We start from the raw sequence: 25,309 nt of genomic DNA, 5'->3' as shown, positions 1-25,309 counted from the left end.
AAATTTAATTTTTTCTTTCTGCATTAGAGCCTTTTCTACCCTCATTTATGGCATCTGCAAGTCTTCCTAAAATAAGTTGCACAGATCTAACGGCATCATCATTACAAGGAATTGGAACTTCACACAAATCCGGATCGCAGTTTGTATCCAACATTGATACGAGTGAGATATCTAATTTTCTAGCTTCTAGTACTGCATTAGATTCTCTTCTCTGATCAACCAAAACAACTACATCTGGTAATCTTCTCATGCCCTTAAGTCCACCTAAGTATTTTTGTAATCTTTCAAGTTCTCTCCTTAATACTGCAGCTTCTTTTTTAGGCCTCATTGCTATCGAACCACTACTTTCCATTCTTTCTAGATCCTTTAATCTTTCAATCCTAGCTTTCATTGTTGTCCAATTAGTCAACATCCCTCCAAGCCATCTTTGATTTACATATGCAGCTCCACAGCGTGTAGCTTCCTGAGCTACTACATCTGATGCTTGTTTTTTTGTGCCGACAAATAGGAACCTTTTACCACTTTTTGCTGCGTTTCTAGTCCATTTATATGCATTGTTCATACACAATGCCGTTTTTACAAGATCAATAATATGAACTCCATTTCTTGCGCAATATATATACTTAGACATCTTGGGATTCCAACGTCTAGTTTGATGCCCAAAATGAGCACCAGCTTCCATCATTTCTGATAGTGATACAACAGCCATAATTTAAAAGGGGTTTCGGGTTAGCCTCCATCTGACGGGGAATTAATATTGATAATTCACCCGAAACTGTCAGATGTGTGGATTTAATTTCAACAATTCTAGCAAGTGATGTGTATTTCTAAAAGTTTTTTATCTTGATTTGGTTAACTGTTTAATGTAAATCATATTTAGAGGTATCCTAAATATCTCAAGTGCGAGTCTATTTCTTCTAATATTTACTAGGAATCTTAATAAAGGAAGGATTCTATCAACACTGATTAATCCCCCCAAGCAAAGAATTTGCCAAATTAAGTTATGAAGAGGAGTTAATTGAATCATAAATCTGACCCTTAAATTTGGATGTTTCTTATAAAACACTAAAGCCATTTTTGCTCTCTCTTTTTCTTGACCTATTAGTGAATCTATTTGTTCGCAATTAAATGGCGGATGCCAATGAAAACCTACTGCATTTGGACATTTAATTAATTTTGTCCCAATTTTTTTTAATCTTTCTCCAAGTTCTAAATCCTCCCAACCGTAAAGACTAAAAGAGGTATCAAATAATCCGACACTTAGAATCAATTCTTTTGATATCGCAACATTCCCAGTAGCGAAGTAAGCAAAAGAAGTATCCATTAATTTATATTTTTCACTCTGAGGATTTAGAAAATTAGATGTATTGACTACCGAGCCATAGGTAAAACATTTTTTATCATTTTTTCTCCAAGAGGCAAGCAATTTTTCAACGTGACAATTTATAAAGTTTTCTAAAACGATAAGATCACTATCAATAAATATAATAATTTCATATTTTGATTTAATTACTCCTAAATTTCTTCCAAGTGCAGGCCCTCCATGTTCTTGCTGAAATAAAATAACGTGTGGGAGATTAGTTTTGTTTTTATTTATCCATGCAGTTGTACCATCAGTTGATCCATCATCAACTACTATTACTTCATAAGCACTGATATTTGTATTTAATTTTTGATTCTCAAGCGCAAAGAGACATTTTTTTAATATAGGTAATCTATTGTAAGTCGGTATAACAATACTTACATTCATGATCATGTCTTAAATATGCATAATATATTGGACTCCAAAAGATTAAAAAAAAAGATATACCCTAATCAGCTGCACCGCCATTGTTTACTGTGCCTGTAACATTTCCACCATCTGGTCTTCCATCAGATCTTAATTTCCGTTTTTTGAATTTTCTAGCATACGCTCGATTACGTTCCTGCTTTTCTTTTTTTAGATTCCTTCTCTTAGACATGAAATTTTTGACTTTTATTTATATTAGCTCACTATGAGCACCATAAATTTTACCATCTTCCATATTTAATATCCTATCAGCCATATCAGAAATTCTTGGATCATGCGTCACCATAAGTACAGAACAATTTTGCTCTTTAGCTAGTTTTCTTAAAAGGGTTACTATTTCTCTTCCTGTGACGCTATCTAAAGCAGAAGTAGGCTCATCAGCCAATAAAAGTTTTGGTTTGGCAGATAAAGCTCGAGCAATTGCCACTCTCTGTTTCTGCCCACCAGATAAGTCATTTGGCAATTTTTTATGATGCTCTTCTAATCCTACTGCTGACAACCAATTCCGTGCTATTTCACGTCTTTGCAAATATGTTAAGCCTTTTATTAAATCGGCGCCCATCTGAACATTTTGTTCTGCTGTCAAACATCTCAGAAGATTGTGACCTTGAAAAATCATTCCAATACTTCTTCTAAGAATCTGACGCGTTTTCCTTGATGCTCCATTTAACTGATTATTTAATACAGTTAAATCTCCACTTTGACATGTTCTCAAGGCACCAATTAATGTTAATAGAGTCGTTTTACCACATCCAGAAGGTCCTTTTAAAAGAACCAACTCTCCTTTATCAATATTTAAATTTACATCATTAAGAACTTGTTTCTTATTCTCATTTTTTCCATAAAAGTGACTCAAATTATTTATTGAGACTGTTTTTAGGTTTTTAACATTTTTTTCTGATTTAGTAACTTTAACCATTTAATTTTTATTATTAAAAAATTTCGGCAGGATCAGCGTCAACTAATTTACGCATCGCAACAGCGGCTGACCCCATACACATAACTAAAACTAATACGAAAATTAAAATAGTTTTATCTGCATCCATTATTATTGGTAGTTTAGTAGAACTTCTTATGACTGAGTAAAGAATCTGGCCAGAGAAATAAGCAGGTAAATAACCAAACAATGCCAATAAAAACCCTTCTCTAGCTACGACAAAGAAAAGGGACTTAAGTCTATACCCCATTGCCAACAAGGTGGCGTACTCTGGGAGGTGATCTGTAACATCACTATAAAGAATTTGATAAACGACCACACACCCTACAACGAAACCCATCAAAGCTCCCAGACTAAATATAAAACCTATTGCAGTACTATTTTTCCAATAATTCTTCTCAAATTCTATAAATTGTTTTTTTGTAAGAACCCTAACATCATTTGGGAGTGAGTTGTTTAATATCTTTGAAATCAATTCAGGATCAGATCCTTTTTTTAGCTTAACCAAACCAATTTCTATACTGCCAGGAGGATTAGCAGGAAAAAGTCTTAAGAAGGTTTCTCGACTAGTTATCAAATTACCATCTGCACCAAAAGATGGTCCCAACTCCACAAGGCCTTCAACAATTACTCTTTTTCCAGCAACCTCAGTCTCAACTTTTTTTTCAGATAAGAACCATTCTTCAATCGGTCCAAATTCAGGTCTAGATAGTTTGTCAAAAAGAACTCTAGATGGATTTCTCAATTTATAAGCTTTCTTTGAGAATCCGTCATCTAAAAGAAGTGAATCGGAGGGATTAAAACCTAATGCAAGTATTGATCTAGTTTTAAGATTTTCGGGATTTCTCCAAAGTAAATAATTTAGATTAACGGGGGTAGTTTTTTCGACATTTTCTACTGCAAGAGTTTGGATTAACCTTCTTTTTGGGAATCCACTCATGCTTATAGAACTTTTTGATCTAGGACTTATCAAAACAAGATCGGCATCTAGAAGTTTATGAATAGTTACGCTCGTGTCAAATAAACCATCTCTAAAACCTAATTGCATAAACATCAAAATACCTGCAAAACTGATTCCAGCTATGGCAACTGCTAACCTTAATGGTTGCCTAGTTAACAACAACCAAGCCAATGGTATTTTTCTAAATTTTAAAAAAGAAAAACTCATTAGGGAATAAATTTTGCAATTACTTTCATTCCTGCATAGTTTTGAACGATATCTATAGAATCTTGATCTAGTTTTACTAGCACCTCGATAATTCGCGAATCAGCATCTCCAGTTGGGTCAGTCGACAAAACTTTTCTTTGTTTTACCTGAGGACTAATCCTAATCACCTTTCCCTTAAGATTTTTTTGGAAACCGCCATTCTCACTAATCAATTCAACATTTTGAGAAATAAAGACTCTATCGATGTCAGATTCATAAACCTCTATCAAAGCTTCCATCTTTTGACTAGAACCAATATCCAAAATCCCTTCATTTGTAGGTCTCTCACCAACTCTCGCATTTATTCCAAGGATAAAACCATCAATTGGGCTCCTTAGTTTTGAATTAAATAGATCTATCATGATATTTTTTTGATCTCCAATAAGGTTTATTTTTTGTTTTTGCAATTTTAATAATTCATCTTTTCTCTGTGAAAACTCTACAAAAGAATATGCATCTTTTTTCAAAGCTAACTCATACCTCTCAATTTGATCTTTCTTGAGGGAAATTTCATCGTTAATAGTTTTAATAAGATTTTCATTTCTTTCAAGATCAGCAATTAATTTTTCTCCATTTTCAAAAATTGCCAGGATATCACCTTTTTTTACGAAATCTCCTTCATTTACTAAAATTTCGACAATTCGGGGGGAAGAGCCAAACTGACTTATGGGAGCATCCAATTGCCTAATCTCTCCCGAAGGAGAAAGTTGACCTAGTGCGGCAACAGCTGTAATGGGAGGGATGAAATCTGAAGTTATTTCCTCTTTAAATTTTGAACTAGATTTATTATTTCCAGAACAGGAAATGACCCCAAGAGATATTGGTGTAAATAATAAAAAATAAATAAATAAATTTTTAAATTTTTTTAATTTCATTAAAAATCAAAGAGTACTTTTTTTATATAATTATTGACCCATTTTTCATCAAAATATTTTAGAAGCACCATACTAGTTTTTTCATTTTTCATTTGTTGAACACAATAATTTTTTTGAAAATCTATTCTTTCTTGGATAATTTCCTCATTAACTTCCGGTTTAGCTTTTTTACTTAATTTGATCAAAATAGAGAGGTATTGATCAACAACTCTACAAAAATCATTTTTTTCAGATTTACTTTTTAAGGAAGCAAAAAATACATTCTTAGAAAAAATCGCCCCCCATTTAGGAATCTCTCTCAAAGAGGTAAAAGAACTTTTATCAACTACCGAAAGTAGTTTTTCATATTTCAAGCCTTGGTTTTGTGATGCAGGGGATAAATCAACAATTGCAGCAGAAACAATATCATTTACTTCTACCAAATCCATCCCAAAAATTGGTATATCAAACTTTGGATCAGGGAAAAAGACACAATGTAATATCTTAAGATTCTTTGAAAATTCTGCTACTTCTATATGTAACTTTCTAAATCCTTTTGCTTTATGAAATTCATTTTCAATATAAACTTCTCTGCCTATTTCGTTAGATATTATGTTAGTTAGATTTGGATCAATTTTTATAGTCTGAAGGTCCTCAAGCATGCATCTATGATCTCTAACATTTTGTAATAAGTCCAAAATAAGAGGATCAGTTATTTTTGTTTTAGTTAAAGATTCAGACAACAAGGCTAAAAAGTACCAAAATAGAATTTAAGTAGAGAACCGAAATGAACGTAGGAAATGTAAATTACTACACCCATTCAAGCAAAACTAGATGTGTGTTTGTGGATAATAAAGAATTGCCGCTTATAAGCATTGACATTTGGTGCAAAGCTGGTTCTTCATTTGAGGATGTTGATAAAAATGGCACTGCTCATTTTCTAGAACATATGATTTTTAAGGGATCTAACAAAATAATGCCAGGTGAGTTTGACCATAAAATTGAGTCACTAGGCGGATTAAGTAACGCTTCAACAGGTTATGATGATGTACATTACCATGTCTTAGTTCCACCCAGTAACTTTAAAGAATCACTTGCTCTTTTGACAAATATTGTTGTTGCTCCAGATTTTAATCCTGATGAATTTATAAAAGAAAAAGGCGTAGTTATTGATGAAATAAAACAACAAAATGATCAACCTGAAGAAAGATTATTTAATTATTTTTTGAAAAGAGTTTGGCTAAGTCCGAGTTATGCCAATTCGATTCTGGGAACTGAACATAGTATTAAAAACTTGGAGATAAATGACCTTGTGAAATTTCATAGCAAACATTACACTACCGAAAAAATTTGTATTGCAATTGCTGGGAATCTCTCTGAAGAAATTTATAAAATTTTTGAAAAAAGTGATTTATCTGGCATAAATAAAAATCCAAATTTAATAAATCCAAAAAATAAACCTCCTTTAAAAATCAGGAATGGTAAAGAGTCAATTAAGTTTGATAATTTAGAGTTTTCAAGAATATTTATGGCTTGGTTTATCCCAAACCTAAATGATCAAAAAAATATTATTGGACTCGAGATATTAGCATCAATCCTCTCTGTTGGAAGAAACAGCAGATTAGTTAAAACTTTAAAAGAAGATAGTAATCTTGTTGAATCAGTATATGTGGATGTAAATGCTGGAGAATTAGGAGGATTATTTATAATAGAAGCAAGTTGCGAGTCTAAAGATATTGATTTAGTAGAAAAACAAATTAATAAAACAATAGATGAGATATCAAATTGTAAAGTCTTGACTTTGGAAGAAATAAAAAAAGCAATAAATATTGTGAAAAGTAATTATATCTTTAATTTGGAGACATCTACACAACTTTCTTCATTCTTTGGAAATGAACTTCTTTGGGGGAGAAAATCTTCAATTAATAATTTAGAAAGTCATTTAAAATATTGGAATGACTTGGATAACTTCAAAGAGATAACAGAATATATCCACGGAGAAAAATTCACTTTAATTGCATCCCCTTGGTAAATGTTAAAAAGATATTTTTTAGATAATAAAAAAAGGAACTTTTCAGCAGCTTCAATTTGGATTAAAGGAGGCAGTAATGTGGATAGTACTGGCAAAAAAGGTATAAACAAGATCCTCAGTTCATTACTTACAAGAGGATGTGAGGGTTTTAATAATTTCGCTCTTTCGGGGTATATTGAGTCCTATGGAGCAGAATTACATCAAGAAGTATTTGAAGATGGTATTTCAATAAGCATTAAATCCCTAAATGAACATTTCAGTGAATTATTCCCTTTATTAGATTTAATAATTAATAAACCAACTCTCTTAGAAACTGAATTTCAAAAAGTAAAAAAATCCTCAATCAATTTTATAAAAAAAGATAAAGAGAATCCATTTAATATATGTTTTGAAAAATGGAAAAGTATTGTTTATTTAAATCATCCTTATGCCTTTAATACAAATGGCAATGAAAATGATGTCTCAAAGATTACCTATGAAGATGTTTTGCTTGAGTTTAAAAATTTCAAAAGTCGTGATAAGTATTTAATTTCAAATAATATAAAAATAAATGGAGAAAGTATAGAAACATTAGAAAAAAAAGCCTTTGAAGAAACATCAAGACCTATAAATCACGAGTTAAGTCCTAATAATAGATTTGATTTCAATAATAATAATTCAAATCAAACAATAATAATGGTGGGTAACCAAACTTGCTCTCGAAGAAGTAGTGAATATTTGCCTCTTAAGGTTTTGGAGTCATATTTATCTTATGGAATGAGCGCTGCTTTATTTAAACTTTTTAGGGAAAAAAATGGAATCACTTACGATTTAGGAGTTTATTATCCTGTTAGGAGTGGGAATGCTCCATTTTTAATTTATTTATCAGTATCAAACAAAAAAGCCCTTTTTGCTTTTGAACTTTTATCAACTTTATGGAAAGATTTACTTTTAAATCCCTTAATTGATGCTGAAATATATTTAGCGAAAGAAAAGCTAAAAGGTTCTTTTCTCTTAGGAAATCAATCATTAGATGAAATTTTACAACGAAATATACAACTAATAAGCTATGGGTTATTGCCTATTTCGGAAATCGATTTAAATTCCAAAATAGACGAAATATCTTCTTCAGACATTTTTAAATTAACTAGTAAGTATTTAACTAAACCATTTTTGAGTATTTCTGGTAATAAGGAAATATGTTTAGAAATTTCTAAAAGATGGATGAAAAACTTTTAAATTAAATTTTCTCAATCTTATCGATATCAAGTAAGAATGAACCTCTTCTAAACTTTACTTCAACAATATCTGGAGATTTTATTGATAGGATTTCTCCAATTTCATCTATTGCCACTAAATCGGGTGGTCTTAACATCGGCATATTATCTGAAGTCTTTAAGTATGAAACTGGTGCAATCAACTTTACCTTATCTTTGATCTCAAATTTCATCAATAATCAAATACCTTCAAGAGTAATATAAGCATAAAATTAGACAAAATATCAACGAAATGCACTGAATCATTCTAGAATCCTAGAATAAATTTTCTACAAATTAATGAATCAGAAATTTAAAACATTAATTTTATGGGCTTTACCGATACTTTTAGTAATTGCGCTGTCCTATCAATTTTTATCCTCTAGCAATGTTGATTCACTCAAATCAAATGGGACTACTATTGCACCGAGAAATTCTGCAGTAGCAAGAGTTAGTTATGGTAGATTTTTAGATTACATTAATTCAGGAAGGGTTACATCAGTTGATATTTTCGAGGGAGGGAGAAATGCTGTTATAGAGACAATTGATTCTGATTTAGATAATAAAGTTCAAAGATTGCGAGTAGATCTTCCAGGCTTAACGCCAGAACTTATAAACATTCTAAAAGATGAAGGAATTAGTTTTGATGTTCATCCAGTTAAAACAGCCCCTCCTGCACTAGGTATTTTTGGTAATTTACTTTTCCCAGCTATTTTAATCGGAGGTTTGATTTTATTGGCAAGGAGATCGAATGGCATGCCTGGAGGTCCTGGACAAGCAATGCAATTTGGGAAAACAAAGGCCAGATTTGCTATGGAAGCTGAAACAGGCGTTGTTTTCGACGATGTAGCTGGAGTAAACGAAGCAAAACAGGATTTACAAGAGGTTGTCACTTTTCTAAAAAAACCAGAAAAATTTACTTCTGTTGGGGCAAGAATTCCTAAAGGTGTTTTATTAGTAGGGCCTCCTGGAACTGGTAAAACCCTCCTGGCAAAAGCGATTGCTGGAGAAGCAGGGGTTCCATTCTTCTCCTTATCAGGTTCTGAGTTTGTTGAAATGTTTGTTGGTGTCGGTGCAAGTAGAGTTAGAGATCTTTTTAAAAGAGCCAAAGAAAATAGTCCATGTTTAATTTTTATTGATGAAATAGATGCGGTAGGAAGACAAAGAGGTGCTGGTATTGGTGGAGGTAATGATGAAAGAGAACAAACTCTCAACCAATTACTTACTGAAATGGATGGATTCGAAGGTAACAGTGGAATAATAATAATTGCAGCCACAAATAGACCTGATGTCCTTGACTCTGCTCTAATGAGACCAGGTAGATTCGACAGGCAAGTAACAGTTGACGCTCCAGACATCAAAGGTAGACTTTCAATACTTGAGGTTCATGCGAGAAATAAGAAACTTCAAGAGGACTTAACACTTGAAAGCATTGCGAGAAGAACACCTGGTTTTACTGGTGCAGATTTAGCAAACTTACTTAATGAGGCAGCGATCTTAACGGCCAGAAGAAGAAAAGACTCTATAAGTATCTCTGAAATTGATGACTCTGTAGATAGAATTGTAGCTGGCATGGAGGGCTCTCCACTAACAGACGGGAGAAGCAAAAGATTAATTGCTTATCATGAAGTCGGGCATGCTCTTATTGGTTCTCTAGTTAAAGCTCACGATCCTGTTCAAAAAGTAACTGTAATTCCTAGAGGTCAAGCTAAAGGATTAACTTGGTTCACCCCTGATGATGAACAAACACTTGTGAGTAGAGCGCAATTAAAAGCAAGGATAATGGGTGCGTTAGGAGGACGAGCTGCAGAGGATGTCGTTTTTGGAAAAGGTGAAATAACAACAGGTGCTGGTGGAGATTTTCAACAAGTTGCTTCTATGGCACGCCAAATGGTAACGAGATTTGGAATGAGTAATCTAGGGCCCATAGCTCTAGAAGGTGGCAATCAAGAAGTTTTTGTTGGGAGAGATTTGATGACCAGAAGTGAAGTTTCTGATTCAATCTCCAAACAAATCGACGAAAGTGTAAGAGTAATGGTTAAGGAATGTTATAAAGAAACTTATTCTATAGTAAGTAAAAATAGAGAAGCTATGGATAAAATCGTTGATTTATTAATTGAAAAAGAAACGTTAGATGGTGAAGAATTTACGAATATCTTATCGAAATTCACCTCGATTCCTGAGAAAGAAAGAACGCCACAATTATTGAGTTAAACTCTTATGGGTTTTTTATCAAGAACTAAATCTATCAATCCATACTCAACAGCTTCATTTGGAGACATATAAAAATCTCTATCTGTATCCTCTTTTATTGTTTCAAAATCCTTACCAGTTCTTTCTGACAACTCAGTATTAAGACGTTCTTTTAAAAATAAAATTTCATCTGCCTGAATTCTGATGTCACTGGCTTGTCCTCTAGCTCCTCCAAGTGGTTGATGAATCATTATTCTTGAATGTCTAAGGCTGCTTCTTTTACCTTTTGTCCCTGCCGCCAATAAAAAAGCTCCCATACTAGCTGCAAGCCCCACACAAACTGTATGAATATCGGGCTTAACATGTTGCATCGTATCGAATATACCTAAACCATCGTAAACAGATCCTCCAGGTGAATTTATATACATATATATGTCTTTATCAGGGTCCTCTGCTTCTAGAAATAATAATTGAGCAACAATTCTGTTTGCAGTTTCACTAGTAACTTGTTCTCCTAAAAAGATTATCCTTTCTCTCAATAATCTGGAATAAATATCAAAGACTCTCTCACCACCGCCGGATTCTTCTAAAACTAAAGGGATCATAATAATTATCTGTTTATTAGATATTAACGAAATTGAGTCAACATACGCTAACCTTATTAAGGTTTACATATAAAAAATTGAAAGAAAAACTGACTGTTTCAGATAGCAAAATGTTGTTTCATGAACAATTCCCTTTCGTTATTCCAGGTTTATATAAAAGGATAGTTGATGAAATGCTTGTCGAACTAAATCTTTTAAAACATCAAAATGAATTTTCACAAGATTATCTTTTTTGCGTTGGCCTCACCGAAACATTCAAAGAACTAACGAAAGGATACAAACCTGAGAAACATTTAGATCTTCTTTTTGAATCTTTATGCAGTTCAACCAATTTTGAAGCAAAGGAAATTAAGGAAATCTCTCAAAAATCTCAGAAGGAATTTAGGGATAAGTCATTAAAAGATATATTGAAATTATTAATAGAAAAAAGCAATTCCAAACTTTATCCATCAAGGGTATTGAACTTAGGAATGTACATATTAATTTCAAATTCGCAAGATTTTAAAGAAAAAGAAGAATCTGAGATTAATAAGATGATCTCTGACTATTTTGAAAAATTAGGATTATCTCCTCAAAAAGCTGAAAAAGATATTGGAATTTACAAAAGCAGTATTTCAAAAATGGAACAAGCCAAAGAATTAATCGAAGAACTTAGAATAAAGGATAAGAAAAAAAATCAATAATAGAATCTATTTTTTTAACCTTTTTCTATCTTTCCAGGACACATAAGATATGTAAATTACAGCGATAGTTATAAATATTAGTAGAACGAAAGACGTAAAAATAAGAAATTTATTAAAAAAGACTTCATAATTTAAAAATGAGATCATACATCAATAGAACCATCGCCATTTCTTCCCCAAACAACCATTGCAATTGAAAAAGTAAAAATTGCAGCTAATGCAGCCCAACCTATTTGATAAATCATTAGATTTTTATTACTTTAGATAATATAACAGAACTTCAAAATTTTTTTTCTTTTCTTCTTTAAAGTTAATTTCTCAGAAACAAATTTTTGTAAATAGAATTAAAAAAAAATTAATTAAATTGGGAAGGTTAGTATTAAATCACAGTACAAACATAGAGGGTTTAATTCCAATACTGAAGAAGTTAGCATCGAAAAATAATATCAAAACAATTACTCCTGCTACGATATCAAGAGTAAGAGGAAGAACTTCTAAATTAATCATAAGATTATCAGTTAAAACTATAAACGGATACAAAGCAATAGCGAGAAAGGGTAAAACAGCCCAAGAAGTATTTATTTCAACAGACTTAAGCAAAGATGAATTAAAACGGATCATAGATATCTATAATAAGTAAAAGTGAGTTAGTATCCATAAGCAAAAGGCAATGAAATTAGCATTAAATTTATCTTTATTTTTATTCACTTTGATTATATATAGTGGTGCATCATACTCACTTACTAATTACCAAATTAAAAAAATTTGTACTAAGGAGAAAAGGGTATCAGAATGTATAAAAAATTTGCAAGAGAAAAGATCTAGTCTAGAGAAGGGTGAATTAATAGAAATACCAGTAATAAAATATAAGAGGTGATTTAAATTTCGAACTCTGATTCAAAAAGATTAAAAGCTTTTTTATAGTTTGTAAGGAGTTCTTCTGAATTATCATTAAATCCTTTTTCTTCATAATCTTCTTTTATTTCATCATAAAATGAAACAACTTTTTTGAACGCGCTAACATATTCTTTTTGTATATCTTCATCATCAATATCAAAAATTTTTGCCAATACTAATTCGACATTTTTTTTTGATGAATATATTTTCCTCTCAAAATCCTTATTTAACTTCCTTCTCTTTTTTGCCATATAAAATTTTATTTAACTACAGATTAAGAATACTAAAATTAATAGATAAATTAAATTAAAACTTATAAAATAAAAATATAGTTTCCAAATCAAAATAAAACCTCTATATTCCGAATAAATTAGTAGATGATATGAATAAAAATGAAAAAAGTAATCGCAAAGATTTTAGAAACCAAAATTATCAAGGGGAAAAAATGATTACTAGCCAAAATTCTAAGAAAAAGAAAGATCTTCCTTGGTGGGTAGAGTTATTATTTGTTCAAATAGGATTGCCAGATAAATTACTTATAAAAATATTAAAAGTTAAAAAGGGAGCCAAAGAATTAATTAAAAATGATAAAAAGACATTAATAACATTTTTGTTTGTATTTATTTCATTGGCATATTTTTTCCCAGTTATTAAACATGCTAAAAATAAATTAGATTGCGAAGCTAGTTCTAAAAATTATATTATTAAAAATAAAAATGTAATCGGAATCAAAAAAAGTGAATTAAGAATGTTATCTACAAATTTTTGTTATGGAGGAAAAGAATTATATGAACTTGAAAATTTAAAAAATTAAATTTTTAATTATTTTTTTTAACCTATAAAATACTATAATGGATCTTTCAAATTTAAGTAAATTTATAATTTAATACTATGACTGATATAAAACAAAAGAAAGAAAACATAAAATTGCATTTAAAAGATTTAAGACAAAACTTAAAGAAAATGCATTTAGAAGTTACTGAAGAATTATTGTTACCCCAGCCGGATGATATAAAAGAATTGATGAACAAAATGGATCAACTATTAAAAATAATAGAATCAAAATAAACTATAATTTAATGCGACTTATAATGATGAAAAAATTAAAAATGGAAAGGATAAAACAATTTGCACAATTACTTTTAATTGTAATTTTCATAAGTTCATGTAGTACCTCAAATGATAAAAAATATCCAATAATTAATTCTGAAGAAAATCAAAATGATAGTATTAATCCAGAAAAGAAAAGAATTGAATTAAAGTTTTCATGTGGAGAGGATGGAATCTCAAAATATTTAGATGATGGATGGACTATATTAAAGGAAGATTCTCAAGAAAAAATTTGTACCTGGAAATCAGTTCCCGCCACCAAAGATTGTGATATGGAAAAGGATAAGGGATGCAAAATAACAAAGCCAGATAAAATTGGTGAAGAAAAAATTTATTTATTAGAGAAATAACTTAATTTCATGGATAAAAAAGCAGAATATTTAATTGATTTAATCTTCAAGAAATTAAAAAGCTACAAATCTAAAGAAATAATTTTAGAAAAAGGAAATTTAAAGCAATTTGTTTTTTCACTTCTTAAAGAAAGCTGATTTGAAGTTATAGTAATAAAAACTGTTATAGTTTAAAAGACATATAGAGATATTCATGTATAGTTTTTCTCCTTTAACAGTTACCCTCATAATTACTTTTATTTTAAGCCTTTATTTTTTATTTAAGGTTACTTCGAGTGCAAAAAATTAAAAAATATCATTTAAATCATTTTTAGATAATTGGATCTTCTCTGAGAAGTAAGATTGTATGTTTATTTAAACCCTCATTCATCCATTCCTTATATTCTTCTAAAATGCACTTTTTATCAGAATTATCTAATTGTTTAATTCTTTTCTTCGCGTTATCTAAAGCAACCTTAATACAGAATTCATAATCTTTGGAATTTTCTTGCATCTTTGTTTTTCCCAATTTTAGTAAAATTAATTACCACTTCTGTATTCTAAATAACAATAATAACCTTTCATTTGATAAGAGTATCAAACAATACGGAACAATTTTCTATATATTTGTGATAATTAGATTTTTAAAAATACTATGTCATACGAAGCAGGCAGTAAAGAATGTAGACATTTGATTGAAGCAAAAGAAAGTTTATTAATGGCTATGGATGCTTTAAGCAATATAAATTCAACTGATCTAATCCAAATCCAAATTAAAGAAATTTATAATAAGCTGGAGCAGATGCACGATAATCGCAAAAAAATAGAATCAACCACTAATTATTTATAATTTATCTTTAATTAAAAATTTCCAAATTGATTTTTTATCTCCTTAACTCTTTTATCTGATAATAAAGACAGTAAAGCATCTAATTGCGCATGAACTTCTTTAGCTTCATTTAAATCAGGCATCAAATCTTCTTTTATAAGCATTTGATGCATCTCTCTAAGCTCTTGCCTTATATATCTTAGGTGAGAACAAACTTCCTCTCTCTTAGTTGCACTCATATTTGCTTTTTATTAATAACATTATACATTATTGTGTTTTTAATATTTCTGAATAAATTTGATTTAATCCATAAAGAATTTTGAGATATTGGATCAGATTAATTTTTTTGAAAGTTCCGATATAGTATTATATCATTCATGAAAAAGAAAAAATCCAAAAAATTTCAAAGTAAATTAAATAAAAAAACTCAAGAACTGGGGCAAACAAAAAATTCTGCAAAATTAGTTCTTTTTATCTTTGGAATAGGTCCAATAATAGGTATATTAATTTTTTTATATACCAAGGGATTTTTTAATTCCCCAATTTAAATAAAAATCACTGAAGATTAAACTTAAATTTTTGTTTAAAAAAATAAAAATAATTATTGAAATTTCTTCAATGAAAAAATCCTAAATTCAGCCATTTTTCTTGCATTTTCTGGATTAGAAACTAAAAAAGGATGATCAGATAAGAGTTCAAATACTTGTTCTATCTTTAATTGCAGATCCTCACAATCAATATTTTTCCATTCTTCATCAAATGACATTGCGAAGCTGTCTGCATTGTCATAAAGTTTATCTTTCATATGATTTAAGATTTAATTATATAGATCTCAAAATTTTAACAGAATCTTAACAGAGTAATTAAAAACGAAAAAACTATTTACCAATTTAGAGAAAAACCTCAATTTTAGTTACCAAAAAAGGTTTCAATGACTTAACTTCTAATAAGCGTTATCAATTAAGATCAGATTTAATTTGACAGAAGTGTTACAATAATGGCATATATTGAAATCATGGAAATTAAAGTTAAAAGGATAGGATATCTTCCTAGAAAAAGGGTACTTGAAATTATTGATGAAATATCCAAAAGTGAATCTATAAGTAGATCTAAAGTTGTTGGAATATTAGTTGAGGAAGCATTAGATGCTAGAGGAATTGCAAATTTTGGATACAGCAATATTAATAAATCTAATTTATCCAAATCTGATATTTACAAAGATCCTCAAATTAAGAATATGCATTTGAAAGATGCTGAAGATGAATTTGTTGATGATAGTGGTTACACTGTTTCTTCTCACAAAACATTAGATCGGTCAATATCATCTGCAGATATTGAATTAGCTAATAAAATTAATATTCTTAAAGAATCTGGATTAATTTAATACCCACTTAGTAATTATTAATCTATTTAATTTTTTTTAATGCAATACATTGAATCATTGTTTATTCTTAGTTAAGAAGAATATTCTTTTTAAATAATTTGAATATTAAATCCTTTCAAAAAATAATTTTGTAATTAAAAATGAAAGATATTAAATGCCCCTCATGCGGCAAAACTTTCCGAATCGACCCCAGCAGCTTTGAAGAAATACTTCTTCAAATAAAAGACGAAGAATTTAATAAACAAATAAAAGAGAGACTTCTATTGGCTGAAGAGGATAATAAAAAAGCTTTGGAAATTTTAAAGAAAGAATTGAAAATACAGTTAATTGAGCAGAACCGCATTAAAGAAAATGAAGTCCAAGCTCTTGAATCTAAATTACATATTGCTGAAGAAAAGAAAACAATTGCTATTAATGATTTAAAAAATCAAGCAACAAATAAAATTAATTCACTAAATAATGAATTAATCAATTTAAAGGATGAAATTAAAAACCAGGCTTTAATTTCAGAATTATCTTTAAAAAACAAAGTCAGTGAAGCTGTAACCAATTTAGAAAAAGAGAACTCATCATTAACAAATTCCATTGAAAAAATGAGGCTTGAACATTCAATTAACGAAAAACTAATTGAAGAAAAGTTTAAAAGCAAAATTAGTGAAAGAGACCTGACTATTCAGGAGTTGAGAGAAATGAAATCTAGATTATCGACAAAGATGGTAGGGGAAACTTTAGAAATCCATTGCGAAACTCAATTTAACCTGAATCGTGCTACTGCGTTTAAAAACTCATATTTCGAAAAGGATAATGATGCCACTTCTGGAAGTAAAGGAGACTATATATTCAGAGAATTTGATGAGAATAAAACTGAAGTCGTATCTATAATGTTTGAGATGAAGAATGAAAGTTTAAATGGAACTAATAAAAGAAAAAACGAAGATTTTTTAAAAGAATTAGATAAAGATAGAAGGCAAAAATCTTGTGAATATGCGGTACTCGTTTCGCTTTTAGAACCAGATAGTGAACTATATAATGCAGGCATAGTAGATGTTTCTCATAGATTTCCAAAGATGTATGTCATAAGGCCGCAATTTTTCTTACCTATTATTTCTCTATTAAGAAATGCATCTATGGAAACCTTAAAATACAAATCTCAAATTGATTTAATGAAACGCGAGAATTATGACATAACTAATTTTGAAAGTACTCTTGAGCAATTTAAAAATGCCGTTGGCAAAAATGTTGCACTGGCCCAAGATAGATTTAATGATGCAATTTCAGAAATTGATAAATCAATAACTCACTTACAAAAAACCAAAGAGGCTTTAATTCTCTCAAAAAAACATCTTCTATCAGCTGATAGCAAATCTCAAGATTTAACAGTAAAGAAATTAACGAAAAATAACCCAACCATGAAAAAAAAGTTCAATGATTTAAATAATTTCGAAGATGAAGTGGCCTAACTAAACAAAAAATTTTTGAAATTAATAATAGTTAAAAATATATTTAATTTCTAAATTATAAATATACTATAAATAATAAATTACATAGTAAAGAAAATAATGTCTATCAACACTCCCATTTTCAATATTGCCAAAGATCTTAATGTCGAAAGTAATAGAATATTATTAGCCTGCAAGAAACTTGGAATCAACGCAAAAGGTGCCACAAAAAGATTAAATGAAGAAGAATTAGAAAAAATTAAAAGTTATTTTGAAACGGGCAAAAATGTTTCTGATGAAGTGATCAATTTAAATAAAGTTAAAACCAAAAGCAGTTCTAAAAAAATCAAAGAAAAGGTTAAAATAAAATATTTTGCAAACAGACTTATTCGTAAATCTTAAATAAAAATAATTTTTTCTAATTACTTAAAGGAATAAGCCACAGAAGAAAAATATAATAATTTATCATAAGTAAAAATACTTAAAATGAGCATAACTAAAATTTTAAATTCTCTTGAAAAATCCTGGGAAAGAGATGATATTCTTCTAAATTTAAAGAAGGGATTAGGAACAGATGAGATAGTTAATGAATTTCTTGTGAAAAACGAAAGTCAAATTAAAGAATTAAATTCTTTATTAAGACCAGAAGATATTGAGTTATTAAATCAAGTAGAACAACTCTCAACTTGCGAATCTAAATTGATAAATGAGATTAAAAATTTAAATTACTTAAAAAATAGTGAAAATCATTACATCCTGAATCAAAGAAATATTGTGCCATCTAATAGAGTTTTTTTTTACAAAATTAGTTCATTCATGATTAATTGGAGCAACAAATTTGTAGTTATTTCTTTACTAACAATTTCAGCCATAGCTTTATCAAAACAAGCTTGGGCATAATTAGCTAAATTAACTTCACTGTAAGAGATGTAGTTTTGAAAACTAATCAAGAATATTTAATTAGATATAAAGATGGAAGTCTTTATTGTGAACTTGCTGATATTTGGATTGATCCAAACAAGCCAGTAAAAAAGGCATTAATAACTCATGCTCATTTTGATCACTTTACATTTGGATGTGAAGAATATATTTCTACTAAGGAAACTGCGATACTTCTTAGAGAAAGAGTTGAAGATAATATCAAAATTAAGACTTTTGAATATGGAGAAGAATTTAAGATAAATGGCATTAATATTTCTTTTCATCCATCAGGCCACATCCTTGGATCTAGTCAAATAAGGTTTATTTTTGCTGAAGAAAAATGGCTAATTTCAGGTGACTTTAAGCTTCAAAAAGATAAGACTTGCAAACAATATGAAATAGTTAAAACTGATTATTTAATAAGCGAATGTACTTTTGGTTTGCCAATATTTAAGTGGGATGAATCAAATAAAATAGCAAATGATATTTCAAAATGGATAACTAATTCACCAGAAAAAACTTCTTTACTTTTCTGCTATTCACTTGGTAAAGCTCAGAGATTGATAAACGAAATTAGTCAAACAAATTTTAAAGGCAATATTTATTCACATGACAGTATTCATAAAATGAACAATATTTATAGGGAACTTGGAATTAATATTAAAGATACTATAAAAATTGAAAATAAAAAAAAGATAGATGAACTTAAAGGAAGTCTAATATTATTACCACCATCTTTAAGTAAGGGCTCTTATCTAAAAAATTTCAAAAATATTCAAACAGCTTTCGCAAGTGGATGGATGTCAATAAGAGCTCTAAGAAAAAGATCAGGATATGATAAAGGATTCGCAATCTCTGATCATGCGGATTGGGATGGAATTCTGGAAGTAGTAAAAAAATCTGAAGCAAAAAATGTATTTTTTCATCATGGAGATAGTGAAGCCTTAAGTAAATATTTAATTGAAAAGGAATCAATAAATGTCCTTTTATTCGGTAAATAAATATGAGCTTAAAAAAGTTTTCAGAATTATTTTGCGATCTAGATTCAATTAATAGTACAAATAATAAAATTGAAGTTTTAAAAAGATATTTTTTATCAAATGAACCAATAGATAATTCATGGGCAATATATTTATTAACTGGAAAAAGTAATAAGAGATTTATAAGTGGACAATATTTAAAAAATCTTTTTTCTCAAATATATGAATATCCTCAATGGTTAATTGATACCTGTTATTTAAAAGTTGGTGATTCTGCTGAAGTAATAACGTTATTACTTAAAAATAAAACTACTTCCAGAAATAAAAAATTATCAAATATAAGTCTCAATGAATTACTAAGCAAAACAATACCTGAGTTATCAAAACTTAATGAAGCTGAGAAAAATTTACAAATTAAAAATATTTGGGAAAGATTACCTGAAGATTACCATTTAATTTTCAATAAAATTCTTACAGGCACTTTTAGAGTAGGAGTCTCTATAGGATTAATTACAAAATCAATATCAAAACTAATTAATATTGATGAAGAAATTATTTCTCATAGGTTGATGGGTAATTTCAATCCTTCAATTGATTCATATCAATTTTTAATTAATAAGAATATCAATCTTCAAGAGTTAAATTCCAAACCATTTCCATTTCTTCTAGCAAATACTATTGAAGACAAAATCTTCAAACATTCAATAAATGATTTTCAATTTGAATGGAAATACGACGGTATAAGGATGCAATTAATTAAAAGGTCAGGGAATGTTTCTTTATGGACAAGAGGACAAGAATTAGTCAATGAATCTTTCCCAGAATTAGTAGAGAAAATGTCGCACATAAAAGATGATTTTGTTCTTGATGGGGAATTATTAGTTTGGCATTTTAAAGAACAAATTCCCTTTGATTTTTCTTTACTTCAAAAAAGAATAAATAGAAAATCTCCTACTAGATCAATCCAAATAAAATATCCAATTATTTTTATTGCTTATGATCTTTTAGAGATAAATGGAAAAGATATAAGAGAAATTAAATTAGAAAATAGAAGAATTGAGTTAGAAAAATATTTTTCAAAATGGCAAAATAAAAATGAGAATAATATCTCTGATATTTTCAAAATATGTGATTTAATCTTCCCTAAAGATTGGCCTGATGCTTTAGCTTATAAAGAAAAATCTCGAGAAAATAATACTGAAGGACTAATAATTAAGAAAAAGACTTCTATATACTCCTCTGGTAGAAAAAAAGGTATTTGGTGGAAATATAAAGTTGATCCTATGCAACTGGATGCTGTTCTAATTTATGCTAAGGGGGGTAGCGGTAGAAGAGCTGGTTTATATACAGATTACAGTTTTGCATTATGGAAAGACCAAGAATTAATTAAATTTGCAAGTGCATATTCTGGTTTAACGAATATTGAGATTAAAGAGCTAGATAAATGGATAAGGAAAAATACAATAGAAAAATTTGGTCCTGTTAGATCGTTAAAACCAGAAATGGTATTCGAAATATCTTTTGAGAAAATACAAATTTCAAAACGTCATAAGTCTGGCATAGCAGTAAGATTTCCAAGAATAACAAAATGGAGAAAAGATAAAAAAATAAATGATGCAGATAGCCTAGAGAATGCTTATGAACTGATGAAAAAAATATCATGAAAAATATTATGCAAAATAGTAAACCAAATTATTTAATTTCTAAAATTAAACAGTTTTTCTTCTCAAATGGATGGGAGCCATTACCCTACCAAGTAGAATCTTGGAAAGCATTTTTAAATGGGGAAAACGGAATAATACAAGTTCCTACTGGATGTGGCAAGACTTACGCTGCATTAATGGGACCTTTATCACAGATAGAAGACCCCAAAAATAATAAAAGTGTACAAATATTATTAATAACTCCTTTAAAAGCACTAAGTAGAGATCTTAAAAATTCCATACAATTAGCCGCTTTACATTTTAATAAAGAAATCACTGTTGAAATTAGGAACGGGGATACAACCCCTTATGAAAAGAAAAAGCAACTAGTTAATCCACCTAATATTCTTATAACAACTCCAGAGTCTTTATCTCTTTTACTTTCTAATAAAGAATCTAATAGTCTGTTCAAGGAGTTGGCATCAATAATTATTGACGAATGGCATGAATTGATGGGTAGTAAAAGAGGAAACCAATGCGAGTTATCTTTAAGTTGGCTAAGAGGTAATATAAAAAATTTACAAATTTGGGCAATGTCTGCAACTATTGGAAATATTGAAGAAGCAGCAAGAGCAATAGTTGGTATGAGCGCTGTGAAACCCAAAATTATAAGTACAAATATTCAAAAAGAGATCGAAATTTTAAGTGTTTTACCAGAAGAGGAAACTACCTTTCCATGGAGTGGGCATCTTGGGATTAGAAGTCATTCTTCACTATTAAAAATCCTAGATAAAAATAAAAGCACCTTATTATTCACCAATACGAGAAATCAATCTGAAAGATGGTACCAATGTCTTAAATTTTTTCTCCCAGAGATGGAAGACAAAATTGCACTTCATCACGGCTCCCTGGATAAAGAAGATAGAAAAAGAGTTGAAGAAGGGGTTAAAGACGGATTAATAAAATGGGTAGTCTGCACCAGCTCCTTAGATTTGGGAGTTGACTTCCAACCTGTAGATCAAATAGTTCAAATTGGTAGTGCAAAGAATTTAGCTAGACTTATCCAAAGAGCGGGAAGAAGTGCTCATAGACCAGGTGGAAAATCAAAAATAATTTTTATGCCTACTAATTCTTTAGAGTTATTAGAGATTAGTGCAATGAGAAGAATAATAAAAAGCGGTATATCTGAGGAAATTAGACTTCCTGAATTATCTTATGATGTCCTTCTACAACATCTAATAAGTTTGGCATGTGGGAATGGCTTTGATCCGAAAATTGAGAAAGAAAGAATTAAAAATTGCTGGAGTTATAGAAACTTAAAAGATCAAGATTGGAATTGGTGTCTTGACTTTTTAGAATATGGAGGGAAATGTCTTAAAGCATACCCAAAATATAAAAAGATAGTTAAAGAAGAATCACAAAATAATAGTGAAAACTTTAAATATTTTGTAAAAGACAAATCTTTAATAAGAATGCATAAGTTCAATATTGGGACAATTACAAGTGACAAATTTGTGAATGTCAAATATATGAAAGGTAAATCTTTAGGTAATTTAGAGGAGAATTTTGCTTCAAAATTAAACCCTGGCGATACATTTTACTTTGCCGGCAAAATGCTTCAATTTGTAAGAATAAGAGATATGATTTTATACGTTAAAAAATCAACAACAAAAAGTTCTCTAATTCCTGCATGGGTTGGAGGTCAAATGGCAATTTCTGATCTACTTTGTGAAAGTTTGAGAAAAGAAATAGATATATGCAATGAATTAGAAAATTGTGATTACTTAAATCCTGAACTTAATTCATTACGTCCAATATTGAAGAAACAAAAGGTTCTTTCAAATATTCCAAAGAAAGATGAATTTCTTATAGAAATATATAAAACCAAGGATTTATCAAATCTTTTTGTTTTTACACTTGATGGCAAATTTGTAAATGAAGGAATTGCATTTTTATGGGCTTTGAGATTGGCAAAATTAAAACAATCTACATTTAGTATTACTGCTAATGATTTTGGATTCAGCTTAACTACAGCAGAAGATTATGATTTTTCCATAATAAAAAAAGAAGCTGATTACTTTTTTAATAACAAAAAATTAGAAGAAGATCTAGAAAATGCAATTAATTTTTCAGAATTAACAAAACGTAGATTTAAAAATATTGCCCAAATAAGTGGACTTGTAAATCAAAATAATCCAACCAAAACAAAAACTTCCTCTCAACTTCAAATAAGTTCAAGTCTTTTCTACGATGTCTTTACTAAATATGAAGAAGGCCATCTTTTAATAAAACAATCGCATCAAGAAGTTAGAGAATATCAATTAGAAAATAAAAAAATATCTAAATCATTAGAAAGATTAAAAAAGTTAAAAATTCTATTAAACGAGATAAAAACTCCAACTCCTTTTGCTTTCCCTTTATTAGTTGAAAGACTTAAAAATACTTTAAGCAATGAACCAATAGAAAAAAGAGTAGAAAAACTTATAAAAAAATATAGTGATTAAATGAAAAAAAATTCTTTTAAATTTAGTTGGGAAGATACATTGTTAGAGATGCTACCTTCAAGAGCTTTATATCTACCGGAAACTAAAGAGTTGTTAATATGCGATATTCATCTTGGAAAAGCTGAGTATTTTCAGCAAAATGGAATACCTCTTACCAATAATTCAGATAAAAATAATTTCGCAAGAATAAAAAAAATAGTAAAAAGATATAGTCCTGAAAAGTTAATAATATTGGGAGATTTATTCCACAGCAAATATTCAATAGATAAAACTCTGCAAAAAAAAGTTGAGGATCTTCCTAAGCTACTAAAAACTAAAGTTGAACTCATCCTCGGAAATCATGATGTAGGTTGTGATATTAAAAATATAAAAATTTTTGACATTAGAAAATCTAAAAATATTACATTTAGCCATGAGCCAGTTAAGTTAGAAAACAATAAAACCTTGAATATTTGTGGACATTATCATCCAAAAATCTATTTAAAAGGCAATGGAGATAAATTATCTTTTAGGTGCTTTGCAATGGATAAGAATAAAAATACTTTATTTTTGCCTGCATTTGGAGACTTAACAGGCGGATATCCCTGCAAAAAGTCATTTAAAAAATGGGCAATTGTTTCTGAAGAAGAAATTATTGAAATAAAATCTTAAAAAAATTCTATTGAAGTGACTAAAATTTTCTTTTAGATATACCAATTTATACTTAAAAGTCTCGATTAGTTTTTTTATCAATTAGTTTTAATCTAAGATTCTATTTTGCGAGAAAAATAGATAATAAAAAATTTATAAAGCTAATGACCCTTCCTTTAGCAAAGAATTCACGTTATAAAAAAAATAAACACATTTTATAGAAATGAAAAAATTAATAGGCTTGATTTTATTTCCATTTCTTATTATTTCATTTGAGACAAGAGCAAATGAGAATTTTTCCGTTGAAATTGAGGCCCTAACACTTGTAATGCAGCAATATAAAGAAGATAGTAAATCTAAAATTGAAGAAGATATAAATAATAAAAAGCCAAGTTACATGGCTCTTAAACAAGACGAATGCAATGCGACTGTTAAAGTTACAGAAAAAACAGGATTAGAAGTTGTAAATACTGAATCATTCGATGTAAATGTCTGTTTGAAAGAAGTCCATAAACTAATCAACTAAATAAGCATGTTATAAAAATATAATATAAATAAACAAATGAAAGGGGTCTTTTACTTAAAGAAGGTAAGACCTCGAGACCTAACAGAAAACTTTGGAACGGGTTCTGCATAACCAATTAATAACTTCGATGGAATTGTATAGGTGTAATTAAAAGTACAAAACCTAAAATTATTTTTTTAAATAATTATTTCTTCTTTGATAAAGTTTGTGATTCTTCTCTGGACATTAAAGCTTCGATTTGAGCAAGAACTTTCTGTAGTTCGTCGGTTTTTGTAAGAGATGCCTCTGCTACTTCTCTTAATTTTTCTAACTGTTCTTTAGTTTTATCCATGATAAATAAAATTAGAAATAAACCATTTTTTAAAATGGTTTTGATACAGATTTTCACTCCCACACAAATTCATATTCTCTCTTTTTTTAATAAAGTCAAATAAATTACCATTTATTGATGTTTTATTAGGACTTCCAATTAATTCTTTATTTATTATTGAAAACATAAGATTACCTGAAATAGAAATACTTTTAAATTATGAAGTAAATACAGGCAATCCTATTGTTGCAGTTGTTATTAGAGCCCCTGCA

At 29.2% G+C, this 25,309-nt stretch carries 34 protein-coding genes; 19 read left to right on the top strand and 15 right to left on the bottom strand.

The annotated features are described in order from the left end of the window. Nucleotides 1-4: 4 nt before the first annotated feature. From rpsB to JJ844_07565, 7 genes are all read right to left on the bottom strand, one after another. Nucleotides 5-709, bottom strand: a complete 705-nt coding sequence (gene rpsB / locus JJ844_07595; GenBank protein MBO6975538.1) for a 30S ribosomal protein S2 — start codon at nt 707-709, stop codon at nt 5-7. A gap of 129 nt (nt 710-838) precedes the next feature. Continuing rightward, nucleotides 839-1,750 carry a glycosyltransferase gene (locus JJ844_07590; GenBank protein MBO6975537.1) on the bottom strand — a complete coding sequence of 304 codons (912 nt, stop codon included), beginning with the start codon at nt 1,748-1,750 and terminating at the stop codon, nt 839-841. Between the two features lie 61 nt (nt 1,751-1,811). Then, entirely contained in the window at nt 1,812-1,961 is a 150-nt protein-coding gene (locus JJ844_07585) for a hypothetical protein (GenBank protein ID MBO6975536.1), read from the bottom strand. Nucleotides 1,962-1,979: 18 nt separating this feature from the next. Continuing rightward, on the bottom strand, nt 1,980-2,708 hold the full coding sequence (locus JJ844_07580) for a DevA family ABC transporter ATP-binding protein (protein ID MBO6975535.1): 729 nt from the start codon (nt 2,706-2,708) through the stop codon (nt 1,980-1,982). Nucleotides 2,709-2,721: 13 nt separating this feature from the next. Then, on the bottom strand, nt 2,722-3,894 hold the full coding sequence (locus JJ844_07575) for an FtsX-like permease family protein (protein ID MBO6975534.1): 1,173 nt from the start codon (nt 3,892-3,894) through the stop codon (nt 2,722-2,724). Continuing rightward, entirely contained in the window at nt 3,894-4,808 is a 915-nt protein-coding gene (locus JJ844_07570) for an HlyD family efflux transporter periplasmic adaptor subunit (protein ID MBO6975533.1), read from the bottom strand. The genes JJ844_07575 and JJ844_07570 overlap by 1 nt, the downstream gene beginning before the upstream one ends. Further along, nucleotides 4,808-5,533, bottom strand: a complete 726-nt coding sequence (locus JJ844_07565) for a phycocyanobilin:ferredoxin oxidoreductase (protein MBO6975532.1) — start codon at nt 5,531-5,533, stop codon at nt 4,808-4,810. Before JJ844_07565 ends, JJ844_07570 begins: the two co-directional genes overlap by 1 nt. Nucleotides 5,534-5,574: 41 nt before the next feature. Here JJ844_07565 and JJ844_07560 point away from each other — a divergent pair, with 41 nt between their 5' ends. After that, the gene (locus JJ844_07560; protein MBO6975531.1) at nt 5,575-6,819 is read left to right on the top strand and encodes an insulinase family protein; all 1,245 of its coding nucleotides are present in this window, start codon (nt 5,575-5,577) and stop codon (nt 6,817-6,819) included. After that, nucleotides 6,820-8,037: an insulinase family protein gene (locus JJ844_07555; protein ID MBO6975530.1), complete on the top strand. Its 1,218-nt coding sequence runs from the start codon at nt 6,820-6,822 to the stop codon at nt 8,035-8,037. A 1-nt stretch (nt 8,038) separates the two neighbouring features. On the opposite strand, the gene JJ844_07550 is transcribed toward JJ844_07555, so the two are convergent. After that, nucleotides 8,039-8,248, bottom strand: coding sequence for a DUF3148 domain-containing protein (locus JJ844_07550; GenBank protein MBO6975529.1), 210 nt, complete (start codon nt 8,246-8,248; stop codon nt 8,039-8,041). Nucleotides 8,249-8,354: 106 nt separating this feature from the next. On the opposite strand from JJ844_07550, the gene ftsH reads away from it, so the two are divergent. Then, complete coding sequence (gene ftsH / locus JJ844_07545) at nt 8,355-10,268, top strand: ATP-dependent zinc metalloprotease FtsH (protein ID MBO6975528.1); 1,914 nt, start codon at nt 8,355-8,357, stop codon at nt 10,266-10,268. On the opposite strand, the gene clpP is transcribed toward ftsH, so the two are convergent. After that, nucleotides 10,265-10,852, bottom strand: coding sequence for an ATP-dependent Clp endopeptidase proteolytic subunit ClpP (clpP, locus tag JJ844_07540; protein ID MBO6975527.1), 588 nt, complete (start codon nt 10,850-10,852; stop codon nt 10,265-10,267). The two genes, ftsH and clpP, sit on opposite strands and share 4 nt — an antisense overlap. Nucleotides 10,853-10,884: 32 nt before the next feature. Here clpP and JJ844_07535 point away from each other — a divergent pair, with 32 nt between their 5' ends. Further along, nucleotides 10,885-11,535 (top strand): photosystem II biogenesis protein Psp29, encoded by a 651-nt coding sequence (locus tag JJ844_07535; GenBank protein ID MBO6975526.1) that lies wholly within the window; start codon nt 10,885-10,887, stop codon nt 11,533-11,535. Between the two features lie 143 nt (nt 11,536-11,678). Here JJ844_07535 and petN read toward each other — a convergent pair whose 3' ends face one another. After that, complete coding sequence (gene petN, locus JJ844_07530; protein MBO6975525.1) at nt 11,679-11,780, bottom strand: cytochrome b6-f complex subunit PetN; 102 nt, start codon at nt 11,778-11,780, stop codon at nt 11,679-11,681. A gap of 119 nt (nt 11,781-11,899) precedes the next feature. Here petN and JJ844_07525 point away from each other — a divergent pair, with 119 nt between their 5' ends. Both JJ844_07525 and JJ844_07520 read left to right on the top strand, forming a co-directional pair. After that, nucleotides 11,900-12,175, top strand: a complete 276-nt coding sequence (locus tag JJ844_07525; GenBank protein ID MBO6975524.1) for a hypothetical protein — start codon at nt 11,900-11,902, stop codon at nt 12,173-12,175. Between the two features lie 30 nt (nt 12,176-12,205). Continuing rightward, entirely contained in the window at nt 12,206-12,412 is a 207-nt protein-coding gene (locus JJ844_07520) for a hypothetical protein (protein ID MBO6975523.1), read from the top strand. A gap of 1 nt (nt 12,413) precedes the next feature. On the opposite strand, the gene JJ844_07515 is transcribed toward JJ844_07520, so the two are convergent. After that, on the bottom strand, nt 12,414-12,683 hold the full coding sequence (locus tag JJ844_07515; GenBank protein ID MBO6975522.1) for a hypothetical protein: 270 nt from the start codon (nt 12,681-12,683) through the stop codon (nt 12,414-12,416). Between the two features lie 131 nt (nt 12,684-12,814). Between JJ844_07515 and JJ844_07510 the strand changes: the two genes are divergently transcribed. From JJ844_07510 to JJ844_07500, 3 genes are all read left to right on the top strand, one after another. Beyond that, nucleotides 12,815-13,246, top strand: a complete 432-nt coding sequence (locus JJ844_07510; GenBank protein ID MBO6975521.1) for a hypothetical protein — start codon at nt 12,815-12,817, stop codon at nt 13,244-13,246. A gap of 77 nt (nt 13,247-13,323) precedes the next feature. Beyond that, entirely contained in the window at nt 13,324-13,500 is a 177-nt protein-coding gene (locus JJ844_07505) for a hypothetical protein (protein MBO6975520.1), read from the top strand. 41 nt (nt 13,501-13,541) lie between these two features. Continuing rightward, nucleotides 13,542-13,892, top strand: a complete 351-nt coding sequence (locus JJ844_07500; GenBank protein MBO6975519.1) for an alpha-2-macroglobulin — start codon at nt 13,542-13,544, stop codon at nt 13,890-13,892. A 310-nt stretch (nt 13,893-14,202) separates the two neighbouring features. On the opposite strand, the gene JJ844_07495 is transcribed toward JJ844_07500, so the two are convergent. Then, nucleotides 14,203-14,385, bottom strand: coding sequence for a hypothetical protein (locus tag JJ844_07495; GenBank protein MBO6975518.1), 183 nt, complete (start codon nt 14,383-14,385; stop codon nt 14,203-14,205). A gap of 141 nt (nt 14,386-14,526) precedes the next feature. On the opposite strand from JJ844_07495, the gene JJ844_07490 reads away from it, so the two are divergent. Continuing rightward, nucleotides 14,527-14,721 (top strand): hypothetical protein, encoded by a 195-nt coding sequence (locus JJ844_07490; GenBank protein ID MBO6975517.1) that lies wholly within the window; start codon nt 14,527-14,529, stop codon nt 14,719-14,721. A gap of 11 nt (nt 14,722-14,732) precedes the next feature. Here the strand turns inward: JJ844_07490 and JJ844_07485 are convergent, their stop codons facing one another. Then, nucleotides 14,733-14,939, bottom strand: coding sequence for a hypothetical protein (locus JJ844_07485; GenBank protein MBO6975516.1), 207 nt, complete (start codon nt 14,937-14,939; stop codon nt 14,733-14,735). A 362-nt stretch (nt 14,940-15,301) separates the two neighbouring features. After that, nucleotides 15,302-15,505: a hypothetical protein gene (locus JJ844_07480; protein ID MBO6975515.1), complete on the bottom strand. Its 204-nt coding sequence runs from the start codon at nt 15,503-15,505 to the stop codon at nt 15,302-15,304. Between the two features lie 210 nt (nt 15,506-15,715). On the opposite strand from JJ844_07480, the gene JJ844_07475 reads away from it, so the two are divergent. The 9 genes from JJ844_07475 to JJ844_07435 all read left to right on the top strand — a co-directional run bounded on the left by JJ844_07475 (nt 15,716) and on the right by JJ844_07435 (nt 24,727). Next, entirely contained in the window at nt 15,716-16,084 is a 369-nt protein-coding gene (locus JJ844_07475; protein MBO6975514.1) for a CopG family transcriptional regulator, read from the top strand. Between the two features lie 140 nt (nt 16,085-16,224). Then, a complete protein-coding gene (locus JJ844_07470; protein MBO6975513.1) occupies nt 16,225-17,544 on the top strand; it encodes a DUF2130 domain-containing protein in 1,320 nt (439 codons plus the stop codon). A 99-nt stretch (nt 17,545-17,643) separates the two neighbouring features. Then, on the top strand, nt 17,644-17,925 hold the full coding sequence (locus JJ844_07465) for a translation initiation factor IF-2 N-terminal domain-containing protein (GenBank protein ID MBO6975512.1): 282 nt from the start codon (nt 17,644-17,646) through the stop codon (nt 17,923-17,925). 84 nt (nt 17,926-18,009) lie between these two features. Continuing rightward, on the top strand, nt 18,010-18,423 hold the full coding sequence (locus tag JJ844_07460; GenBank protein MBO6975511.1) for a competence protein ComC: 414 nt from the start codon (nt 18,010-18,012) through the stop codon (nt 18,421-18,423). A gap of 35 nt (nt 18,424-18,458) precedes the next feature. Further along, on the top strand, nt 18,459-19,445 hold the full coding sequence (locus JJ844_07455) for a ligase-associated DNA damage response exonuclease (protein ID MBO6975510.1): 987 nt from the start codon (nt 18,459-18,461) through the stop codon (nt 19,443-19,445). Nucleotides 19,446-19,447: 2 nt separating this feature from the next. After that, on the top strand, nt 19,448-21,088 hold the full coding sequence (locus tag JJ844_07450; GenBank protein ID MBO6975509.1) for an ATP-dependent DNA ligase: 1,641 nt from the start codon (nt 19,448-19,450) through the stop codon (nt 21,086-21,088). Next, on the top strand, nt 21,085-23,571 hold the full coding sequence (locus tag JJ844_07445; GenBank protein MBO6975508.1) for a ligase-associated DNA damage response DEXH box helicase: 2,487 nt from the start codon (nt 21,085-21,087) through the stop codon (nt 23,569-23,571). The genes JJ844_07450 and JJ844_07445 overlap by 4 nt, the downstream gene beginning before the upstream one ends. Continuing rightward, entirely contained in the window at nt 23,572-24,222 is a 651-nt protein-coding gene (pdeM, locus tag JJ844_07440) for a ligase-associated DNA damage response endonuclease PdeM (GenBank protein MBO6975507.1), read from the top strand. It abuts the gene before it with no gap. 202 nt (nt 24,223-24,424) lie between these two features. Beyond that, on the top strand, nt 24,425-24,727 hold the full coding sequence (locus JJ844_07435; GenBank protein ID MBO6975506.1) for a hypothetical protein: 303 nt from the start codon (nt 24,425-24,427) through the stop codon (nt 24,725-24,727). Between the two features lie 184 nt (nt 24,728-24,911). Here the strand turns inward: JJ844_07435 and JJ844_07430 are convergent, their stop codons facing one another. Next, on the bottom strand, nt 24,912-25,058 hold the full coding sequence (locus JJ844_07430; protein MBO6975505.1) for a hypothetical protein: 147 nt from the start codon (nt 25,056-25,058) through the stop codon (nt 24,912-24,914). Between the last annotated feature and the right edge of the window lie 251 nt (nt 25,059-25,309).

It is taken from the genome of Prochlorococcus marinus CUG1435, assembly GCA_017644375.1.
Taxonomy (GTDB): Bacteria; Cyanobacteriota; Cyanobacteriia; order PCC-6307; family Cyanobiaceae; genus Prochlorococcus_A; species Prochlorococcus_A marinus_AH.
Note: the sequence above shows the minus strand (reverse complement) of the source record. Positions and strands in the feature narration are given on the sequence as shown.

What these genes read in the sequence shown, in the direction of transcription:
- rpsB (MBO6975538.1), bottom strand. Translation starts at nt 709, where the DNA reads ATGGCTGTTGTATCACTATCAGAAATGATGGAAGCTGGTGCTCATTTT.
- JJ844_07590 (MBO6975537.1), bottom strand. Translation starts at nt 1,750, where the DNA reads ATGAATGTAAGTATTGTTATACCGACTTACAATAGATTACCTATATTA.
- JJ844_07585 (MBO6975536.1), bottom strand. Translation starts at nt 1,961, where the DNA reads ATGTCTAAGAGAAGGAATCTAAAAAAAGAAAAGCAGGAACGTAATCGA.
- JJ844_07580 (MBO6975535.1), bottom strand. Translation starts at nt 2,708, where the DNA reads ATGGTTAAAGTTACTAAATCAGAAAAAAATGTTAAAAACCTAAAAACA.
- JJ844_07575 (MBO6975534.1), bottom strand. Translation starts at nt 3,894, where the DNA reads ATGAGTTTTTCTTTTTTAAAATTTAGAAAAATACCATTGGCTTGGTTG.
- JJ844_07570 (MBO6975533.1), bottom strand. Translation starts at nt 4,808, where the DNA reads ATGAAATTAAAAAAATTTAAAAATTTATTTATTTATTTTTTATTATTT.
- JJ844_07560 (MBO6975531.1), top strand. Translation starts at nt 5,575, where the DNA reads ATGAACGTAGGAAATGTAAATTACTACACCCATTCAAGCAAAACTAGA.
- JJ844_07555 (MBO6975530.1), top strand. Translation starts at nt 6,820, where the DNA reads ATGTTAAAAAGATATTTTTTAGATAATAAAAAAAGGAACTTTTCAGCA.
- JJ844_07550 (MBO6975529.1), bottom strand. Translation starts at nt 8,248, where the DNA reads ATGAAATTTGAGATCAAAGATAAGGTAAAGTTGATTGCACCAGTTTCA.
- ftsH (MBO6975528.1), top strand. Translation starts at nt 8,355, where the DNA reads ATGAATCAGAAATTTAAAACATTAATTTTATGGGCTTTACCGATACTT.
- clpP (MBO6975527.1), bottom strand. Translation starts at nt 10,852, where the DNA reads ATGATCCCTTTAGTTTTAGAAGAATCCGGCGGTGGTGAGAGAGTCTTT.
- petN (MBO6975525.1), bottom strand. Translation starts at nt 11,780, where the DNA reads ATGATTTATCAAATAGGTTGGGCTGCATTAGCTGCAATTTTTACTTTT.
- JJ844_07520 (MBO6975523.1), top strand. Translation starts at nt 12,206, where the DNA reads ATGAAATTAGCATTAAATTTATCTTTATTTTTATTCACTTTGATTATA.
- JJ844_07515 (MBO6975522.1), bottom strand. Translation starts at nt 12,683, where the DNA reads ATGGCAAAAAAGAGAAGGAAGTTAAATAAGGATTTTGAGAGGAAAATA.
- JJ844_07510 (MBO6975521.1), top strand. Translation starts at nt 12,815, where the DNA reads ATGAATAAAAATGAAAAAAGTAATCGCAAAGATTTTAGAAACCAAAAT.
- JJ844_07505 (MBO6975520.1), top strand. Translation starts at nt 13,324, where the DNA reads ATGACTGATATAAAACAAAAGAAAGAAAACATAAAATTGCATTTAAAA.
- JJ844_07500 (MBO6975519.1), top strand. Translation starts at nt 13,542, where the DNA reads ATGGAAAGGATAAAACAATTTGCACAATTACTTTTAATTGTAATTTTC.
- JJ844_07495 (MBO6975518.1), bottom strand. Translation starts at nt 14,385, where the DNA reads ATGCAAGAAAATTCCAAAGATTATGAATTCTGTATTAAGGTTGCTTTA.
- JJ844_07490 (MBO6975517.1), top strand. Translation starts at nt 14,527, where the DNA reads ATGTCATACGAAGCAGGCAGTAAAGAATGTAGACATTTGATTGAAGCA.
- JJ844_07485 (MBO6975516.1), bottom strand. Translation starts at nt 14,939, where the DNA reads ATGAGTGCAACTAAGAGAGAGGAAGTTTGTTCTCACCTAAGATATATA.
- JJ844_07480 (MBO6975515.1), bottom strand. Translation starts at nt 15,505, where the DNA reads ATGAAAGATAAACTTTATGACAATGCAGACAGCTTCGCAATGTCATTT.
- JJ844_07475 (MBO6975514.1), top strand. Translation starts at nt 15,716, where the DNA reads ATGGAAATTAAAGTTAAAAGGATAGGATATCTTCCTAGAAAAAGGGTA.
- JJ844_07470 (MBO6975513.1), top strand. Translation starts at nt 16,225, where the DNA reads ATGAAAGATATTAAATGCCCCTCATGCGGCAAAACTTTCCGAATCGAC.
- JJ844_07465 (MBO6975512.1), top strand. Translation starts at nt 17,644, where the DNA reads ATGTCTATCAACACTCCCATTTTCAATATTGCCAAAGATCTTAATGTC.
- JJ844_07460 (MBO6975511.1), top strand. Translation starts at nt 18,010, where the DNA reads ATGAGCATAACTAAAATTTTAAATTCTCTTGAAAAATCCTGGGAAAGA.
- JJ844_07450 (MBO6975509.1), top strand. Translation starts at nt 19,448, where the DNA reads ATGAGCTTAAAAAAGTTTTCAGAATTATTTTGCGATCTAGATTCAATT.
- JJ844_07445 (MBO6975508.1), top strand. Translation starts at nt 21,085, where the DNA reads ATGAAAAATATTATGCAAAATAGTAAACCAAATTATTTAATTTCTAAA.
- pdeM (MBO6975507.1), top strand. Translation starts at nt 23,572, where the DNA reads ATGAAAAAAAATTCTTTTAAATTTAGTTGGGAAGATACATTGTTAGAG.
- JJ844_07435 (MBO6975506.1), top strand. Translation starts at nt 24,425, where the DNA reads ATGAAAAAATTAATAGGCTTGATTTTATTTCCATTTCTTATTATTTCA.
- JJ844_07430 (MBO6975505.1), bottom strand. Translation starts at nt 25,058, where the DNA reads ATGGATAAAACTAAAGAACAGTTAGAAAAATTAAGAGAAGTAGCAGAG.